This is a genomic window from Streptomyces sp. LE64 (genome assembly GCF_052606915.1).
This window is the reverse complement of record NZ_CP199708.1, coordinates 2,237,616-2,254,013: the sequence shown is the minus strand read 5'-3', so window position 1 is coordinate 2,254,013 and position 16,398 is coordinate 2,237,616. Positions and strand designations below refer to the sequence as shown.

Here is a 16,398-nt window from a genome sequence, read left to right as displayed (position 1 = left end):
CGCGGCCCCGCCCCCCGCCCCCCGCCCCCCGCCCCCCGCCCGCCGAGCGGAGCGGGCGGTAGGGCGGCGGCTACGGGGCGGGCTCCCCGCGGACGGCGGCCCAGGTCGCCGCGGAAGCCGCCAGGGCCCACGGCCCGACTCGTCACCGCCGGAACCCGGCCAGGAGGTGGGTCGGGCGATCACGTCCCCCCGGTCAGTCCCCGGTCGTGCCGTCGAGCATCTCGCGCAGGATGTCCAGGTGGCCGTTGTGACGGGCCGTCTCCTCGACGAGGTGCAGGAGGATCCAGCGCAGGTCGACGTGGAGACCTCCGCGGACCGCGCGCCGGGCGCGTTCGTCCAAGTCGTGCCCGGCGACCAGTTCGCGGTAGCGGGCGCTCTGTTCGGCGTACTCGTCGAGCAACCGGGGCAGCGGGAAGTCGACGGCGATGCGCATCTCCCGGTCGGGGTCCTCCTCCGTCCAGGGGCCCTGGTCCTCCTCGCCGAGGAAGACCACCTGGAACCAGTGGTACTCGACCCAGCGGAGGTGGTTGACCAGCCCGCTCATCGTCATCAGCGGCGAGCCGGGCAGGAGCGCCCTGCGCGCGTCCTCCGCCAAGACGCCGTCGCACTTGGCGCGGGTGGTGTCCCGGGCGTAGTCGAGGAAGGTGGTGAGCTGGGTGCGCTCGTCCCACGCGGGCGGGGTGTCATCGGTTCTGGTCATCGCGCGAAGCCTCCCCGACGACCACGAGCCGCGTCGAGTGGTTTGTCGAGCGCCACGGCCGACCTCACCCCCCGGGCGGCAGTTCCCTGGACGCGTAGTACGCCCGGAGCGCGGCCTCGCTGCCCGAACCCATCGCGGTCATGATCCGTTGGAAGCGGGCGGACCGCAGGTCGCCGGCCACCATGACCCGGGGGTGCTGGTCGGTCGGCGGGCAGTAGCCGTCGGCGGACCGGACGAGGTCGCCGGGCGGAGCGGTGGGCGCGTTGCCGAGGCTGAGGTAGGCGGCGTCCGCCGTGACCGGGTGCCGGGTGCCGTCCGGCCCCACGGCCTCCCCGGCCGGGGCGGCTCCCCGGCGTCCGGTCAGGGTGAGGTGTCGGACGGGGAGGAGCACGACCCGGGGGTCTTCGCGGATCTCCTCGACCTTGTAGGCGTCGGCCTCCGGGTACGCCACGAGGAGGCGGGTGTCGAGGGTGGGGTGGGCGCGCAGGAAGGTGCCGATGGGGCGGTCGCCGCCGAGGACGAGCAGGGTCCGGCCCGCCGTGTCCTCCGCGCCGGCCCGCCACAGCGGGGGCAGGACGGTGGAGTCGGGGACGGTGACCCAGGCGACGGCGGCGGGCTGGAGGGGCCCGACCCCGGTGGCCACGACCGCGAAGGGGGCGGTGAGACGGGCGCCGGAGTCGAGGACGACGGTGACGCGGTCCTCGGCGGCGCGGAGGACGGTGACGCGCCGGCCGAGTTCGATGCGGCAGAGGGCGGTGCCCCTCAGCTCCGTGGTGATGGCTTCGGCGAGTTCGGGGCCGCCGGTGTGCCCGCCGAGGACGTTGTTCAGGGCCGGAACGCGGTACAGGTTGCGGCACAGCGCCTCGGGCTCGACCAGGACGGAGCGCATGCCGACGCTCGCGGCCATCCGCGCGGCGGCGCAGCCGGCGGGCCCGCCCCCGATGACGATCAGGTCGGTGTCGTGGGGTGTGGTCGTGTCGGCCATGGGGCCATTCCAGCACCGGAGCCCTGGTGCGGGCGGCGATTCCTCCCACCGCGCGGTCGACGGTGACGGGTCGGCCGGTTCCGACGTAACGTGGTCCCGGCCGTGGCCGAGCTCTCCGGCCGATGCGTCCCGCCGTCTTCCTTCCGGAAGTGTTCATGCCTCGCCGGTCACCGGGCGAGATCAGAGCGCAGTTGCCGCTGCGCCGCCGGCTTCGTCGGCGGCCCCCCGTGATCCGCGGCCTGTCCCCCTCCGCGAACGGGCAGATCGCCCTCTTCGAGCGCCGCCGTGGTCTTCCGCCCGGCGAGGTCGCGCACGCGTTCCGGCGCTGGAGTGACACCGCTCGACGGGGTGGTGGGAACGTCGAACTCTTCTACGCGTGCGAGGACGCGGACTTCCACCACGACTCGTATCACGTCCGCACCCTGCTGGAAGCCGCGCTCCACGCCCTGCGCACCAGGGCGCGCCGCGAACTGCGCACCGCGATCGACCCCGTGGACGAACGGGTCCTCCGGCGCACGCTCAACAACCCCTCGGCCCACCCGGACCTCCCCTGGTGGATGCGTCGCATCGGTGTCTGAGGACCCCCGGGCCCCCGCCGTGCTCGCCCCCGCCCAACCGTTCCGGCCGGATGGGCGGGGTACCGCTTCAGGGATTCGGCGCGACGGGACGCACGTCCCTCGCCCCGGACGGCTCCGGGACGACTTTCCTCCGATCACCCGGGCGCACAGGCGACGTTGACGCGCTGCCCGACCTCGTCCACCCGGTCTCCGTGCAGGAGACGATCACGCGGTCCGGGGTGGAGAACACTCCCACGAGTCCGGTCACCTCGACGTCGAGCCCGGTCTCTTCACGGCCCTTCCGCACCCCCGCCTGGCCCACCGTCCCGCCCCTACTTCAGGTAGGTCCACAGCCCGTTGCCCACCCGCTTCAGCAGGAGCAGACGGCCCGGGTCATCCCTCACGAACATCGCGGCGGACGTCGTGCGGCTGGTCGGCTTCGGGGCACCCGGGTCCTGCCAGTAGTCGAGCCGACGCATGGCCCGACTCATGGCCGTGCCGGGGGACGGGGGCCGGTGTCGACGGGCTGGGCGTCGTGGGCGGTGGCGAGGGCGTCGATGCGGTGGGCGAGGTCGAAGTCCGCGGCGGTGAGTCGGTGTCCGGCGTCGTGGGTGGTGACGGCGAAGCGGACGGTGTCCCAGCGCAGGTCGATGTCCGCGTGGTGACCGATGAGCCGCTCGACGTCGGCGACGTGCACGATGAGGGCCACCCCGCCGTGGTAGCGGATGCGGAAGGTGCGGCTGATCTCGTGGCCCTCCCGCCGCCAGCCCGGGGCCGCCCGCAGAGCGGCTTCGATCTCGTCCTCGGTCAGACGTACCGGGGCCTGCGCCATCATCGTTCCTCTCCACAAACAGGGGACAAAATCTGGGTGAGAGTAAGGCCCACTGGCGCGTCTTTCCAAGGCGTCATCGCGCGTGTCAGTTGCCGCAACTCTGCCTCCATACGAGCAGATTGTGTTTCCACCGCGATGTTCACTGCGTTCTGCGCAATCTCCAGGGCATGATCGGGGTCTCCTGAGCGAGCCGCAGCGGTTGCATGTCGAGCAAGGTAGACGCCCCGGTCTCGACGCGCGGTCTCTGGCACAGCCTCAAGTACTTGCTCCCACAGGGATACTGCTTCGGAACCGAGCCCAAGCCGTCCGTAGCAGGTGGCACGCTGCACCTCCAGGTAACCAGGAGTCCTCCGGCAGGCGTTCCCCCAGGGCAGGTCATCATCGACCTGAACTAGCAGGCCAGTGGCGTGGTCCAGGAGTCGGTCCACTGCTCCGCGGTCCTTGGTGAGGCTGGCTCCATGCGCTTGTTGTTGCATGGCCATGATCCGAACCTTGGGAGTCAGCCGCCCGGAGTTCTCCAAGGCGGCCTCGCAAAGATCGATCACCGCACACCCGTCGCCCAGATCAGTCCTGACCTGTGCCTGGTTCACGAGACTGTAGGCAATCAGGTGAGGATCCCGTGCGCGCATGGCCATCTCTTGAGTCATGCCGCGCCAGAAGGATGCCCCCTCCATGTCACCGGCATCTTGGTAGAGCCACCCGACAAGTGCAGCGTACGCAGCGCCAACACGCAGAAGACCACGCCTCGTCTCGTCTTTGGCTGAACGAACGAGCTTGTCGATGAGTTGCTACTGCGCCGACACCGACCCGATCAGGTCATGCGGACCGAGGAACATGTCCGCTCGGTAGTGTCCCTCCAACTGTTCTTGAAAGTAGGTGATCAAGGAGGGTCCACGTGCTGGGAGGCAGTAGGGCCGGGAACGAGCGCTGGTGCCGTGACGGAGTTGAAGGCCCTACGGCGCATGTCCGCCTCCACGTGGTGCTCGGGCCTGATCCAACCTGCTGGAGTGGTGAAGCCGAGGTCCTCCGGCCAGAGGCTGAGTGCGTCATGAAGAACCATGGCCGTCTCCTCGGGTGGCCAACCCGGATGGGTCCCTTCCCAACGCCTCCATGTTCGCGACGAGACGGCGAACTGGCGGTCACTCAGAAACTCTTGGCCATGGGCTGTGATCCGATCGGCCGCTTGTTCCACAGTACGCCAGCCCACGCGGAGTCGAGCTGCTCGCAGTGCGTCATTGCGTTGGGGCATTGCCCGTCCTCGTGCATGGCCGTCTGATGGCCGAAGGTGGCCGCGCGATGGCCTGGTTACTGTCCGAAGTGGGTTCCATCATCCATACATGGCTATGGAAAACACAGAGAACCCGAGATCTGCCCCTCCATCAGGGCCTCAGCTTCTCTCCGATCGTCTCGCCGTCTGGGCCAGCACCCGTGGCGTCACGGAGCGGGTGGCGGTCGCGGCGTTGGTGGAGGAGGGTGACGTTCTGGCGCGGGAGGACGTGCGGGACCTTCTCGTCGTGGACACCGGGGCGGTAGCTTCCTGCGATTGGCCGCGGTTCGAGGCCCGTTACCGCAACTCGTTGGTGTTGGACGCGGGTGAGCGGGCGTTCCTGGACTTCGTGGTGGCGGTGAGCTTTCCGCGGTTGGTGCCGTTGTGGCAGGTGGAGCATCTGGGTGTGCGGCGGTTGGTGGTGGTGTTGCGGGCGTTGGCCGCGCTGGCCGGGGCGGACACGGTGACGGTGTCGGTGGGGGCGGGCGCGTGATGAACCCCTGCGTCCGATGTGGTGGGCCGATCGGGGTGCGGGAGTTCTCCGACGAGGGCCCGGGAGGTGGGGTGGTCCATCGGCGGTGCACCGAGCCCGCCCGGGCCGCCGAAGCGGTGGAACGGGCAGCCTGGCGTGCGTACTTGAGTCACGTCGGGACGTGTGACGACTGTCTCCCGGAGCCGATCGGCTGCCCGGAGGGCAAGCGGCTGCGGCGGGAGTGGAAGACCGCGGACCGGGCCCACTTCGCCACCCTGGAGCACCCCACCCCATGAACCACCCCCTCTCGGCGGTGTTGTCGGCGTGGGAGGTGCAGGAGCAGTGGTTGCGGCGGAGCATCGCCCTGGTGCCCTGCGGCCACGCGTTCGCCGCGATCCGGATGCCCACCGACCTCGTCCACACCGCCGCCCGCACCCGCGAACCCGAACAGGTCCGCATCTACCTCACCCACACCCTCCACGGCCCCGTCCTCACCGACCGCACCACCCACCACCACTACGCCCTCGTCCCACCCCACACCCCACCCATCGAAAGCCACCCCCACACCCGCTACCTCGGCACCAACGCCTACCTCGGCCTCCCTCGCCCCGACCTCACCCACCCCACCACCCACCACCGCTGCCACTGGATCATCCCTCCGAACGGCCAACAACTCTGCCCACCCGAAGCGGTCTCGGCGCTGCTTCTCAAGGCTGCGGGATGAATCCCCGCACCGACCAACTCCTCTGCATGCTCACCGTCGCCGCACTCCTCACCGCACTCGCCCTCGGAGCAGCCCGTCACTGAGCCACCAGGGCCGAGCCCTCCCACCGCCGGCTGGCCGTCAGAGAGAGTGACAAGGGGGCAGCGGGGGTCAGGCGACCGGGTGGCCGATCAGCATGGCGGGGGCGCCGGCCACCCGGGTCAGGAACACCGTCGCCGCGTGCGGACCCTTGAGGGGCTGGACCTTGCGCCGCAACTCCTCGGGCTCCACGGCGGAGCCCCGCTTCTTGACGGTGAGCGTGCCCACCCCGCGCTCCCGCAGCAGCGCCTTCAACCGCTTGACGTGGAAGGGGAGGTGGTCGGTCACCTCGTAGGCGGTGGCGAACGGGGTGGGGCGCAGTTCGTCGGAGGTGACGTAGGCGATGGTCGCGTCGAGCAGCCCGCCCGAGACCCGTTCGGCCACCGAAGCCACCAAACGGGCCCGGATCACCGCCGGATCGGGCTCGTACAGGTACCGGCCGACCGGGCGCACCGGGGGGTCCGGGGGGAGTCGGTCCAGGGCGGCGGTGAGGGTGGCGCCGCCGGGCAGCAGGGTGGAGCGGCGGGAGTCGGGGGCGTCGGTGCCGAACCACAGCACCGCCTCCTTGAGGTCGCCCCGGTCCGAGATCCACTCCGTCTCGACGCCTTCGGGCACCGCCTCGTGCGGCACGCCCGGGGCGATCTTCAGCGCTCCGCGGCCCGCCTTGCGCACCGCGTCGACGGCCAGGCTCAGCGGCGGGGAGTACGCCTCGGGGTCGAAGATCCGGCCACGGCCGCCGCGGCGGGCCGGGTCCACGAACACCGCGTCGTAGCCGTCCACGGCCACCTCGGTCACATCGGCCTCGCGGACCTCGATGAGGTCCGCGAGGCCCAGGGCGCGGGCGTTGGCGCGGGCGACTGCGCAGGTCAGCGCGGATCGGTCGACGGCCAGCACCCGGATGCCGGCCCGGGCCAGGGCCAGGGCGTCGCCGCCGATGCCGCAGCACAGGTCGGCCACTGAGGTGACGCCCAGGGCCCGCATCCGCCCGGCGCGGTAGGCGGCCACGCTGGTGCGGGTGGCCTGTTCCACCCCGTCCGGGGTGAAGAACATCCGGGCCGCGTCCTCGGCCCCGAACTTGGCCACCGCCCGTTGCCGCAGCCGGGCCTGCGCGAGTGCGGCGTTCACCAGTTCGGCGGGGTGGTCGCGGCGCAGCCGGGTGGCGACGGCGAGTTCCCGGGCGGGGTCGGTGTCGCGGACCTCGTCCAGCAGGGCGCGGCCCTCGTCGGTGAGGAGCGCGGCGAACTGCGCCTCGGGCGCGGGGCAGGGGTCGGTGGTGCTCACCGGGCCATTGTGGGCCAGTCGGTGGATGGTCCGGGGGCGGTGGCGGTGTCGACCCGGGGTGCGCCGGGGCCGCTGACAGGATGCGGCCCCATGCGACTAGTAAGACAAAACGAACAAATTACCCGCGAGATGCGCGGGCGCATCGGTCGCGCGGAGCGCCGGTCCCTGCGCCCCGAAGCGCCTGCCCGAGCCGAAGTGTCCCCGCGCCCGGAAGCGTCCCCGCGCGCCGGCTCGGGCGCACCCCGGCGGATTCGCCCCCGGGCGCTCGCCCGAGCGCTCGTCGCCGTCCTCGCCCTCGGCGTCACCGCCACCACCGTCGCGGGTTGCGGCACGGGACCGGCCGAGCCGGCGAAGCCCGCCGCCTCCGCCTCCGGGCAGCCGGGCGGCGCCCCCGGCGCGAAGGGCGCGAAGGGCGCGAAGGAGGCCGTCGAGGACCCCGCCGTCGTCCGCAAGCGCACCGTCGAGGCGGCCCGGCTCGCCACCGCCAAGCGCTGGGGGCTCGCCAAGCCGCCGCTCCTCGCCCCGCCGCCGCCCGCGGTGAAGCCGAGGATCACCACCCGGGACGGGTTCGAGGTCGAGGGGCAGGAGGGCCTGCCGCCGGTCTTCACCACCATCCCCACCAGGGACAAGGTCGTCTTCCTCACCATCGACGACGGCGCCGACAAGGACCCGGCGCTGATCAGGATGATGGAGGAACTCCAGGTCCCGTACACCGCGTTCCTCAGCGACTACCTGGTCAAGGAGGACTACGGCTACTTCCGCGCCATGCGCGACGCCGGGGTCACCCTCAACAACCACACCCTGACCCACCCCTACCTGCCGGGCCTGTCCTACGCCCAGCAGAAGCAGCAGATCTGCGGCATGCAGGACGTGATCCAGAAGCAGTACGGGACCCGGCCCACCGTCTTCCGGCCGCCGTACGGGAACTACAACGCCGACACCCTGCGCGCCGCCGAGTCCTGCGGCATCCGACACGTGCCGCTCTGGAACGAGGAGGTCTTCGCCGACCGCTGGGAGTACCGCGAGTGGGACCGCAGCCTGCACCCCGGCGACATCGTGCTCACCCACTTCCGGGGCCGCGGGGACTGGGGCGGCAGCATGCCCGACGCCATGCGCCGCTTCCTGAAGCACGTCACCGACCAGGGCTACGCCGTGGCCAAGCTGGAGGACTACCTCTGACGGGGCGGGACCGCCGGCCCCAGGAGGCTCCCGCTCGCGGCCGAGCGGGCCGCCCGCCCCCGCGCGGGGAGCGTGCGGCGGAGCCCGAACGGACGGCGCGTTGGCACTCCGCTTGACCGAGTGCTAATCCCGGTCATAGTCTCGGCCCTGGCACTCTCCACCGGCGAGTGCCAATGCGACAGGCAGGTCCGGCACCCGCGACGACGGATCGACCCGGTCGCCACCCCAGACAATTGACCCCGTGAGATCTCCGAAGGGGGAGGTCGGATCGTGACGACCACCAGCTCCAAGGTTGCCATCAAGCCGCTTGAGGACCGCATCGTGGTCCAGCCGCTCGACGCCGAGCAGACCACGGCCTCCGGCCTGGTCATTCCGGACACCGCCAAGGAGAAGCCCCAGGAGGGCGTCGTCCTGGCCGTGGGCCCGGGCCGGGTCGAGGACGGCAAGCGCGTCGAGCTCGACGTCGCCGTCGGCGACGTCGTCCTCTACAGCAAGTACGGCGGCACCGAGGTGAAGTACAACAACGAGGAGTACCTCGTCCTCTCGGCCCGCGACGTGCTCGCGATCATCGAGAAGTAGTCACCGGGCGTCCCGAAACGCCCCGTGCTCGTGGAACGTGCCCCTGGCCCCGCGCGAAGCCGGGTGCCGGGGGCGCGTTCCGTTTCACCGCTTCCAGCAGTTTCTGAGAGGGCTGAACCGCTCCCATGGCGAAGATCCTGAAGTTCGACGAAGACGCCCGTCGCGCCCTTGAGCGCGGCGTCAACAAGCTTGCCGACACCGTCAAGGTGACGATCGGCCCCCGCGGGCGCAACGTCGTCATCGACAAGAAGTTCGGCGCGCCGACCATCACCAACGACGGCGTCACCATCGCCCGTGAGGTAGAGGTCGAGGACCCGTACGAGAACCTCGGCGCCCAGCTCGTCAAGGAGGTGGCGACCAAGACCAACGACATCGCGGGCGACGGCACCACCACCGCCACCGTGCTGGCCCAGGCCCTGGTCAAGGAGGGTCTGCGCAACGTGGCCGCCGGCGCCTCCCCGGCCGCCCTGAAGAAGGGCATCGACGCCGCCGTCAAGGCCGTCTCGGACGAGCTCCTCGCCACCGCGCGCCCGATCGACGAGAAGTCGGACATCGCCGCCGTCGCCGGTCTCTCCGCCCAGGACCCGCAGGTCGGCGAGCTGATCGCCGAGGCCATGGACAAGGTCGGCAAGGACGGTGTCATCACCGTCGAGGAGTCGAACACCTTCGGCCTCGAACTGGACTTCACCGAGGGCATGGCCTTCGACAAGGGCTACCTGTCGCCGTACTTCGTGACGGACCAGGAGCGCATGGAAGCCGTCCTGGAGGACCCGTACATCCTCATCCACCAGGGCAAGATCTCCTCCATCCAGGACCTGCTGCCGCTGCTGGAGAAGGTCATCCAGGCGGGTGGCTCCAAGCCGCTGCTGATCATCGCCGAGGACGTCGAGGGCGAGGCCCTGTCGACCCTGGTCGTCAACAAGATCCGCGGCACCTTCAACGCCGTCGCGGTGAAGGCCCCCGGTTTCGGTGACCGCCGCAAGGCGATGCTCGGCGACATGGCCACCCTCACCGGTGCCCAGGTCATCGCCGAGGAGGTCGGCCTCAAGCTCGACCAGGTCGGCCTGGAGGTGCTGGGTTCCGCCCGCCGGGTGACCGTCTCCAAGGACGACACCACCATCGTCGACGGCGCCGGCAACTCCGAGGACGTCGTCGGCCGCGTGGCGCAGATCAAGGCCGAGATCGAGAACACCGACTCCGACTGGGACCGCGAGAAGCTCCAGGAGCGCCTCGCCAAGCTCGCCGGCGGCGTCTGCGTGATCAAGGTCGGTGCCGCGACCGAGGTCGAGCTCAAGGAGAAGAAGCACCGTCTGGAGGACGCCATCTCCGCGACCCGCGCCGCGGTCGAGGAGGGCATCGTCTCCGGTGGCGGTTCCGCCCTGGTGCACGCCGCCAAGGTGCTGGAGGGCAACCTCGGCAAGGAGGGCGACGAGGCCACCGGTGTCTCCGTGGTCCGCCGCGCCGCGGTCGAGCCGCTGCGCTGGATCGCCGAGAACGCCGGCCTGGAGGGCTACGTCATCGTCTCCAAGGTCGCCGACCTGGAGGCCGGCCACGGCTACAACGCCGCCACCGAGGAGTACGGCGACCTGGTCAAGGCCGGCGTCATCGACCCGGTCAAGGTGACCCGCTCCGCGCTGGAGAACGCCGCCTCCATCGCCTCCCTGCTGCTCACGACGGAGACCCTCGTCGTCGAGAAGCCGGCCGAGGAGGAGGCCGCCGAGGCCGGTCACGGCCACGGTCACTCGCACTGAGCCGACGACCGGCGCGCACGCGCTGAAGAACGGGCCCCGGCCCGGCCCCCGTCGCGGGGGCCGGGCCGGGGCCCGCGTCGTCGGAGGCGCTACTGCGGCCCGTACTTGCGGCCGGTGGTGGACGTCACCCCGCCCAGCAACTGCCGCGGGGCCAGCTTGGCGAGCCCCATCAGTGCCTTGTACCGGGGATCGGGGACCGAGACCGTGCGCCCCCGGCTCAGGTCGGTCAGCCCGGTGGCGACCACCTTGTCCGCGTCCAGCCACATCCACCCGGGGATGTTGTCGGTGCCCATCCCGGCCCGCTCGTGGAACTCGGTGCGCACGAACCCGGGGCACAACGCCATCAGCCGCACCCCCGAGCCGGCCAGGTCCCGGGCCACGCCCTGGGTGAACTGCACCACCCACGCCTTGGACGCCCCGTAGGTCCCGCGCGGCAGGAAAGCGGCGACGGAGGCCACGTTCACCACGCCCCCGCGGCCCCGCTCCCGCATCGCCTCCGTGCCGGCCGAGGTGAGCCGCAGCACCGCTTCGCAGTGCACCTTCAGCATCGTCAACTCGTCGGCGAGCGGCACCTCCAGGTACCGGCCCCGGTTCCCGAACCCCGCGTTGTTGACCAGCAGGTCGACCGGACGGCGCCGGTTGCCCAACCGGGCGGCCACCGCCTCGATCCCCTCGTCGGTGGCCAGGTCCGCGCGGAGCACCTCGGCCTCCACCCCGTGCCGGTCGTGCAGTTCGGTGGCCTGGTCCCGCAGCCGCTCGGCGTCGCGCGCCACCAACACCAGGTCGTGGCCGTCCGCGGCGAGGCGCCGGGCGAAGGCCGCCCCGATGCCGGCGGTCGCACCCGTGATCAGAGCCGTAGTCATGGGGTCAGGTTACGGCGCGGTCGGTGCCCGGACGTCCCGCTGCCCGGGACCAAAGCCGTCTGGGGTCATTTCACTCGATATCCAAGGAAATCTTATGTTCCCGTACGATGGTGGGGTGATCGAAGCCCGCCATCTCCGCGTCCTGCGCGCGGTCGCCGCCACCGGCTCCTTCTCCGCCGCGGCCCGTGAACTGGGCTGCACCCAGCCCGCGGTCAGCCAGCAGATGAAGGCGCTGGAGACCTCCGCGGGCACCCCGCTGATCGTGCGTGCCGGTCGGGAGATGCGACTGACCCAGGCCGGCGGGGCCCTGGTCCGGCACGCCGCCGGCATCCTCGCCGGGCTCACCGCCGCGGAGGAGGAGGTCGCCGCGATCGCGGGGCTGCGCGCCGGCCGGGTCCGGCTGGTGTCCTTCCCGAGCGGTAGTTCCACCCTGGTGCCCGCGGCCCTGGCCGCGCTGCGCTCCGCGCACCCCGGCACCCGGGTCTCGCTGGTGGAGGCCGAACCGCCGCGCTCGGTGGAGATGCTCCGCGAGGGCGACTGCGACGTGGCGCTGGCCTTCTCCTACGCCGACCCCGCCGGGCCGGGGGAGGAGCGGGTGCCCGAGGAGTGGTCCGACCTGACCGTGCGGTCGCTCTGCGCGGACCGGCTGGTCGGTCTGGTTCCCGAGGACCATCCGCTGGCCGACGCGGGGACGGTGCGGATCGACGACCTCGCCGACGACCCCTGGATCGCGGGCTGCCCGCGCTGCCGGCGCCAACTGGTGGACGTCTGCGCCTCCGCCGGGTTCACCCCCCGGATCGACTTCGCCACCGACGACTACCCGGCGGTGACGGGCCTGGTCGGGGCGGGGCTCGGGGTGGCGGTGCTGCCGGAGCTGGCGCTGGAGTCGGTCCGCCCCAAGGGGGTGCGGACCGTGGTGGTGGAACCCGCGGTGCGGCGCCGGATCGTCGCCCTCACCCTGCCGGACCTGGCCCGGGTCCCGGCGGTCGCGGCCACCCTGGAGCACCTGGCGCTGGTCGCCGCCCGCTGAGGCCCCGGCCCGCGGGCATACGGGGGCGAAACGTTCCTCCTGGCCGTGATCCGGGTTCAGTGCGGTGCGTCGGGGCGCTCCGGCGGGGTCGGAGCCGCCGCGGCGTTCGCGGGGACCAGCCGGTTGCGGGCGCGCCCCATCAGTTCCTCGCGTTCGTCCTCGGTGAGTCCGCCCCACACCCCGTAGGGCTCGCGCACCTGGAGGGCGTGGGCGGCGCACTCGGCCCGCACCGGGCACCGCATGCAGACCTCCTTGGCGGAGTGCTCGCGTGCGCTGCGCGCCGCGCCGCGCTCCCCCTCCGGGTGGAAGAAGAGCGAACTGTCCACCCCGCGGCAGGCCGCGAGGAGCTGCCAGTCCCACAGGTCGGCGTTGGGTCCGGGAAGGCGGGAGAAGTCTGCCATTGCGTGTCCCCTTACGGCGTGCGTACGGCTGGTGGACGTGCTGGCGCGGACGGTGCCCACGACGCTCGGAAATACTGTCGAAGAAGATGAAAATATGACTCTTTGCGAATCTAGCTCCAGACACCGGCGAAAGTGAAGAAAAGCCGCTAAATGGGGCACGGATCTTGGCGAAAGCTTTCTGATGACCCGGAGTGGCGGTCGAGTGCCGGGCCCCTCACATAGAGTGCCGAAGGTGCCTGAGCGACCCGTAACTCTTTCGGGTGACCGTCGTTGAGAGGTCCGGAAGCGGTTGAGGAAACGCGCACTCGGGCACACGTCCGGGAGCGTCAACCGCACAGGTGACGATTCGTACCAGCCTGGAGGCTCAAGGTGACGCGCATCAGTTGCGGAGGACGGTCATGACGTCCGTCCTCGTCTGTGACGACTCCCCGCTTGCCCGAGAAGCGCTCCGCCGCGCGGTCGCGACCGTGCCCGGCGTCGAGCGGGTCACGACGGCGGCCAACGGCGAGGAGGTCCTGCGCCGCTGGGGCGCCGACCGCTCCGATTTGATTTTGATGGACGTGCGCATGCCCGGCTTGGGCGGCGTGGAAACCGTCCGCCGACTGCTTTCCGCGGACCCCGGCGCCCGGATCATCATGCTCACGGTGGCGGAGGACCTCGACGGGGTCGCCCTCGCGGTCGCCGCCGGGGCCCGCGGATACCTGCACAAGGACGCCTCGCGCGCCGAACTGCGGGCCACGGTGACCCAGGCGCTCGCCGACCCCACCTGGCGACTGGCCCCCCGGCGCCTGCGGTCGGCCGAGATGGGCGCCGCGCCCACCCTCACCGCCCGCGAGATCCAGGTGCTCGAAGGCATGAGCCACGGCCGCTCCAACGCCGAGATCGGCCGTGAACTCTTCCTCTCCGAGGACACCGTGAAGACCCACGCCCGGCGGCTGTTCAAGAAGCTCGGCGCCTCGGACCGCGCGCACGCCGTGGCGCTCGGCTTCCGGTGGGGCCTGGTCCGCTAGGAACGCCGGGTGCCGCCCCAGGGGTACGGCGACCCCCGCCCGCCGGCGGCGGGCGGGGCGGGCGCCGTGCGCACGGGCGGCGACCCCCGTTGCCCGGGGGCGTGCCGCACGCCCCCCGGTGCATCCCCGGCCCGCCCCCGACGGCCGTCCCCGCGTCGCTTCCGAGCGGTCGTTCCCCGCAGGTCCCGTGCCGTTCGGCGGCCCCTCGCACACCGCGGGTTCCCGCGTTTCCCGGCCGATGCCGCATCCTTGGGGGTGTGGAGTTCCTCGGGGACGGGTCCGAGCGGAATCCCAGCGGAAGGGGAGGGACCGGGGTATGAGTGCCGGCGCACCTACTCATAACGCTTCGACGCACAACGACGGACGTGGTGCCACGGACGAACGGGCGGCAAGGCACCATGGACCGATGCGCGAAGACGAGACCACGGTGATCGGTGCGCTCGTCCACCGTGCCGTCGACGGAGACGCGCAGGCCACGCACGACCTGCTCGCCCGGGTGCATCCGCTCGCCCTGCGCTACTGCCGCACCCGGCTGTCCCGACTGCCCGGCGACGCCCGGCACTTCGTGGAGGACCTCGCCCAGGAGGTCTGCGTCGCGGTGCTGCTGGCCCTGCCCCGCTACAAGGACACCGGACGGCCCTTCGAGGCGTTCGTCTTCGCGATCGCCGCGCACAAGGTCGCCGACCTCCAGCGCGCCGCGATGCGCCACCCCGGCTCCACCGCCGTCCCCTCCGACGAGATGCCCGAGCGGCCCGACGACTCCCTCGGCCCCGAGGAGCGCGCCCTGCTCAGCAGCGACGCCGCCTGGGCCAAGCAGTTGCTGGCCAACCTCCCGGAGAACCAGCGCGAGCTGCTGCTGCTGCGGATCGCCGTGGGGCTCACCGCGGAGGAGACCGGACAGATGCTGGGCATGTCCCCGGGCGCGGTCCGGGTCGCCCAGCACCGGGCGCTCAGCCGGCTGCGGGCCCTCGCCGAGCAGTAGCGTCCGAGCCCCCGCCGGCCGTCACCCTCCGTCGGCGGTGCGTCGCCCGGGAGCGAACGGGGAATGGGAGCCGTCCGCTTCCCGTTAGCATGGACACCCCGCACGGACAAGGCCATCTGGAAGGTGTCATGACTGCCAACGTCGACGGAGTACCCGAGAAGTTCGCGACGCTCGGGCTGACCTACGACGATGTGCTGCTGCTCCCAGGCGCCTCGGACATGGCCCCCGACCAGATCGACACCGCGTCGTACGTCTCCAAGAACGTACGGGTGAACATCCCGCTGCTCTCCGCGGCGATGGACAAGGTCACCGAGTCCCGGATGGCCATCGCCATGGCTCGCCAGGGCGGCGTCGGCGTGCTGCACCGCAACCTGTCGATCGCCGACCAGGCCAACCAGGTGGACCTGGTGAAGCGCTCCGAGTCGGGCATGGTCACCGACCCGATCACCGTCCACCCGGACGCCACCCTCGCCGAGGCCGACGCGATCTGCGCCAAGTTCCGGATCAGCGGCGTCCCGGTCACCGACGGCGGCGGCAAGCTGCTCGGCATCGTCACCAACCGTGACATGGCCTTCGAGTCGGACCGCGCGCGTCAGGTGCGCGAGGTCATGACCCCGATGCCGCTGGTCACCGGCAAGGTCGGCATCTCCGGCTCCGACGCGATGGAGCTGCTGCGCCGCCACAAGATCGAGAAGCTGCCGCTCGTCGACGACGCCGGGGTCCTCAAGGGACTCATCACCGTCAAGGACTTCGTCAAGGCCGAGAAGTACCCGAACGCCGCCAAGGACGCCGAGGGCCGGCTCATCGTCGGTGCCGCGGTGGGCGTCGCCGGCGACGCCTTCGAACGCGCCCAGGCCCTCATCGAGGTCGGCGTGGACTTCATCGTGGTGGACACCGCGCACGGTCACTCCCGACTGGTCGGCGACATGATCGCCAAGATCAAGTCCAACTCCTCCGGGGTGGACGTGATCGGCGGCAACGTGGCCACCCGCGACGGGGCGCAGGCCCTGGTCGACGCCGGCGCGGACGGCATCAAGGTCGGCGTGGGCCCCGGCTCCATCTGCACCACCCGCGTGGTCGCCGGCATCGGCGTCCCGCAGGTCACCGCCATCTACGAGGCGTCGCTCGCCGCCAAGGCGGCCGGCATCCCGGTCATCGGCGACGGCGGCCTCCAGTACTCCGGCGACATCGCCAAGGCCCTGGTCGCCGGCGCCGACACGGTGATGCTGGGCTCGCTGCTCGCCGGCTGCGAGGAGTCCCCGGGCGAGCTGCTCTTCATCAACGGCAAGCAGTTCAAGTCGTACCGGGGAATGGGCTCGCTGGGCGCCATGCAGTCCCGCGGCGACCGCAAGTCCTTCTCCAAGGACCGCTACTTCCAGGAGGGCGTGGCCTCCGACGAGAAGCTGGTGCCCGAGGGCGTCGAGGGCCAGGTGCCCTACCGCGGCCCGCTCGCCGCGGTCGTCCACCAGCTGGTCGGCGGGCTCCGCCAGTCCATGTTCTACGTGGGCGGACAGACCGTGCCCGCGCTCCAGGACCGGGGCCGGTTCGTGCGGATCACCTCCGCCGGCCTCAAGGAGAGCCACCCGCACGACATCCAGATGACCGTCGAGGCGCCGAACTACAGCCGCGCGTAGTCCCCCCGAACGGACGGCCACCGCCGAGGGCGGCTCCGGAGCACTCCGGAGCCGCCCTCGGCCGTCGCGTCGG

Annotated in this window: 19 protein-coding genes; 11 read left to right on the top strand and 8 right to left on the bottom strand. The window is 71.6% G+C overall.

Annotated features, from left to right (window positions below; translation table 11 throughout):
- Positions 1-193: 193 nt before the first annotated feature.
- Together ACSMX9_RS09970 and ACSMX9_RS09965 are read right to left on the bottom strand one after the other, a co-directional pair.
- Positions 194-700 carry a DinB family protein gene (locus tag ACSMX9_RS09970; RefSeq protein ID WP_445401729.1) on the bottom strand — a complete coding sequence of 169 codons (507 nt, stop codon included), beginning with the start codon at positions 698-700 and terminating at the stop codon, positions 194-196.
- Positions 701-764: 64 nt separating this feature from the next.
- Positions 765-1,685, bottom strand: a complete 921-nt coding sequence (locus tag ACSMX9_RS09965) for an FAD-dependent oxidoreductase (RefSeq protein WP_445401727.1) — start codon at positions 1,683-1,685, stop codon at positions 765-767.
- Between the two features lie 155 nt (positions 1,686-1,840).
- Between ACSMX9_RS09965 and ACSMX9_RS09960 the strand changes: the two genes are divergently transcribed.
- The gene (locus ACSMX9_RS09960) at positions 1,841-2,263 is read left to right on the top strand and encodes a hypothetical protein (RefSeq protein WP_445401725.1); all 423 of its coding nucleotides are present in this window, start codon (positions 1,841-1,843) and stop codon (positions 2,261-2,263) included.
- Between the two features lie 311 nt (positions 2,264-2,574).
- On the opposite strand, the gene ACSMX9_RS09955 is transcribed toward ACSMX9_RS09960, so the two are convergent.
- From ACSMX9_RS09955 to ACSMX9_RS09945, 3 genes are read right to left on the bottom strand one after another with little or no spacing between them, the layout of a single operon-like run.
- Complete coding sequence (locus tag ACSMX9_RS09955) at positions 2,575-2,721, bottom strand: hypothetical protein (protein ID WP_445401723.1); 147 nt, start codon at positions 2,719-2,721, stop codon at positions 2,575-2,577.
- Positions 2,722-2,729: 8 nt separating this feature from the next.
- Positions 2,730-3,074, bottom strand: a complete 345-nt coding sequence (locus ACSMX9_RS09950; protein ID WP_445401721.1) for a 4a-hydroxytetrahydrobiopterin dehydratase — start codon at positions 3,072-3,074, stop codon at positions 2,730-2,732.
- Complete coding sequence (locus ACSMX9_RS09945; RefSeq protein ID WP_445401719.1) at positions 3,074-3,748, bottom strand: hypothetical protein; 675 nt, start codon at positions 3,746-3,748, stop codon at positions 3,074-3,076. Before ACSMX9_RS09945 ends, ACSMX9_RS09950 begins: the two co-directional genes overlap by 1 nt.
- Positions 3,749-4,519: 771 nt before the next feature.
- Between ACSMX9_RS09945 and ACSMX9_RS09940 the strand changes: the two genes are divergently transcribed.
- The 3 genes from ACSMX9_RS09940 (at position 4,520) to ACSMX9_RS09930 (ending at position 5,537) form a co-directional block, all read left to right on the top strand.
- Positions 4,520-4,834 carry a hypothetical protein gene (locus tag ACSMX9_RS09940; RefSeq protein ID WP_445401717.1) on the top strand — a complete coding sequence of 105 codons (315 nt, stop codon included), beginning with the start codon at positions 4,520-4,522 and terminating at the stop codon, positions 4,832-4,834.
- Between the two features lie 143 nt (positions 4,835-4,977).
- Complete coding sequence (locus ACSMX9_RS09935; RefSeq protein WP_445401715.1) at positions 4,978-5,109, top strand: hypothetical protein; 132 nt, start codon at positions 4,978-4,980, stop codon at positions 5,107-5,109.
- The gene (locus ACSMX9_RS09930; protein ID WP_445401713.1) at positions 5,106-5,537 is read left to right on the top strand and encodes a hypothetical protein; all 432 of its coding nucleotides are present in this window, start codon (positions 5,106-5,108) and stop codon (positions 5,535-5,537) included. The genes ACSMX9_RS09935 and ACSMX9_RS09930 overlap by 4 nt, the downstream gene beginning before the upstream one ends.
- A 150-nt stretch (positions 5,538-5,687) precedes the next feature.
- On the opposite strand, the gene ACSMX9_RS09925 is transcribed toward ACSMX9_RS09930, so the two are convergent.
- Positions 5,688-6,896 carry a THUMP-like domain-containing protein gene (locus ACSMX9_RS09925; RefSeq protein ID WP_445401711.1) on the bottom strand — a complete coding sequence of 403 codons (1,209 nt, stop codon included), beginning with the start codon at positions 6,894-6,896 and terminating at the stop codon, positions 5,688-5,690.
- Between the two features lie 195 nt (positions 6,897-7,091).
- Between ACSMX9_RS09925 and ACSMX9_RS09920 the strand changes: the two genes are divergently transcribed.
- The 3 genes from ACSMX9_RS09920 to groL all read left to right on the top strand — a co-directional run bounded on the left by ACSMX9_RS09920 (position 7,092) and on the right by groL (position 10,405).
- The gene (locus ACSMX9_RS09920) at positions 7,092-8,075 is read left to right on the top strand and encodes a polysaccharide deacetylase family protein (protein WP_445401709.1); all 984 of its coding nucleotides are present in this window, start codon (positions 7,092-7,094) and stop codon (positions 8,073-8,075) included.
- Positions 8,076-8,345: 270 nt separating this feature from the next.
- The gene (gene groES / locus ACSMX9_RS09915; RefSeq protein ID WP_351244406.1) at positions 8,346-8,654 is read left to right on the top strand and encodes a co-chaperone GroES; all 309 of its coding nucleotides are present in this window, start codon (positions 8,346-8,348) and stop codon (positions 8,652-8,654) included.
- Between the two features lie 125 nt (positions 8,655-8,779).
- Positions 8,780-10,405 (top strand): chaperonin GroEL, encoded by a 1,626-nt coding sequence (gene groL, locus ACSMX9_RS09910; protein ID WP_445401707.1) that lies wholly within the window; start codon positions 8,780-8,782, stop codon positions 10,403-10,405.
- 89 nt (positions 10,406-10,494) lie between these two features.
- Here groL and ACSMX9_RS09905 read toward each other — a convergent pair whose 3' ends face one another.
- Positions 10,495-11,268: an SDR family NAD(P)-dependent oxidoreductase gene (locus ACSMX9_RS09905; RefSeq protein ID WP_445401705.1), complete on the bottom strand. Its 774-nt coding sequence runs from the start codon at positions 11,266-11,268 to the stop codon at positions 10,495-10,497.
- A gap of 115 nt (positions 11,269-11,383) precedes the next feature.
- Here ACSMX9_RS09905 and ACSMX9_RS09900 point away from each other — a divergent pair, with 115 nt between their 5' ends.
- A complete protein-coding gene (locus ACSMX9_RS09900; protein ID WP_445401703.1) occupies positions 11,384-12,298 on the top strand; it encodes a LysR family transcriptional regulator in 915 nt (304 codons plus the stop codon).
- Positions 12,299-12,354: 56 nt separating this feature from the next.
- Here ACSMX9_RS09900 and ACSMX9_RS09895 read toward each other — a convergent pair whose 3' ends face one another.
- Entirely contained in the window at positions 12,355-12,699 is a 345-nt protein-coding gene (locus tag ACSMX9_RS09895) for a WhiB family transcriptional regulator (RefSeq protein WP_445401701.1), read from the bottom strand.
- 398 nt (positions 12,700-13,097) lie between these two features.
- Between ACSMX9_RS09895 and ACSMX9_RS09890 the strand changes: the two genes are divergently transcribed.
- The 3 genes from ACSMX9_RS09890 (at position 13,098) to guaB (ending at position 16,325) form a co-directional block, all read left to right on the top strand.
- Positions 13,098-13,709: a response regulator transcription factor gene (locus tag ACSMX9_RS09890; protein WP_003948568.1), complete on the top strand. Its 612-nt coding sequence runs from the start codon at positions 13,098-13,100 to the stop codon at positions 13,707-13,709.
- Between the two features lie 406 nt (positions 13,710-14,115).
- Entirely contained in the window at positions 14,116-14,691 is a 576-nt protein-coding gene (locus ACSMX9_RS09885; RefSeq protein ID WP_351244396.1) for a sigma-70 family RNA polymerase sigma factor, read from the top strand.
- A 128-nt stretch (positions 14,692-14,819) separates the two neighbouring features.
- Positions 14,820-16,325: an IMP dehydrogenase gene (gene guaB, locus ACSMX9_RS09880; RefSeq protein WP_445401699.1), complete on the top strand. Its 1,506-nt coding sequence runs from the start codon at positions 14,820-14,822 to the stop codon at positions 16,323-16,325.
- Positions 16,326-16,398: the final 73 nt, after the last annotated feature.

Coding starts and splice junctions, on each gene's coding strand:
- ACSMX9_RS09970 (WP_445401729.1), bottom strand. CDS start 700: ATGACCAGAACCGATGACACCCCGCCCGCGTGGGACGAGCGCACCCAG.
- ACSMX9_RS09965 (WP_445401727.1), bottom strand. CDS start 1,685: ATGGCCGACACGACCACACCCCACGACACCGACCTGATCGTCATCGGG.
- ACSMX9_RS09960 (WP_445401725.1), top strand. CDS start 1,841: ATGCCTCGCCGGTCACCGGGCGAGATCAGAGCGCAGTTGCCGCTGCGC.
- ACSMX9_RS09955 (WP_445401723.1), bottom strand. CDS start 2,721: ATGCGTCGGCTCGACTACTGGCAGGACCCGGGTGCCCCGAAGCCGACC.
- ACSMX9_RS09950 (WP_445401721.1), bottom strand. CDS start 3,074: ATGGCGCAGGCCCCGGTACGTCTGACCGAGGACGAGATCGAAGCCGCT.
- ACSMX9_RS09945 (WP_445401719.1), bottom strand. CDS start 3,748: ATGGAGGGGGCATCCTTCTGGCGCGGCATGACTCAAGAGATGGCCATG.
- ACSMX9_RS09930 (WP_445401713.1), top strand. CDS start 5,106: ATGAACCACCCCCTCTCGGCGGTGTTGTCGGCGTGGGAGGTGCAGGAG.
- groL (WP_445401707.1), top strand. CDS start 8,780: ATGGCGAAGATCCTGAAGTTCGACGAAGACGCCCGTCGCGCCCTTGAG.
- ACSMX9_RS09905 (WP_445401705.1), bottom strand. CDS start 11,268: ATGACTACGGCTCTGATCACGGGTGCGACCGCCGGCATCGGGGCGGCC.
- ACSMX9_RS09895 (WP_445401701.1), bottom strand. CDS start 12,699: ATGGCAGACTTCTCCCGCCTTCCCGGACCCAACGCCGACCTGTGGGAC.
- ACSMX9_RS09890 (WP_003948568.1), top strand. CDS start 13,098: ATGACGTCCGTCCTCGTCTGTGACGACTCCCCGCTTGCCCGAGAAGCG.
- ACSMX9_RS09885 (WP_351244396.1), top strand. CDS start 14,116: ATGCGCGAAGACGAGACCACGGTGATCGGTGCGCTCGTCCACCGTGCC.
- guaB (WP_445401699.1), top strand. CDS start 14,820: ATGACTGCCAACGTCGACGGAGTACCCGAGAAGTTCGCGACGCTCGGG.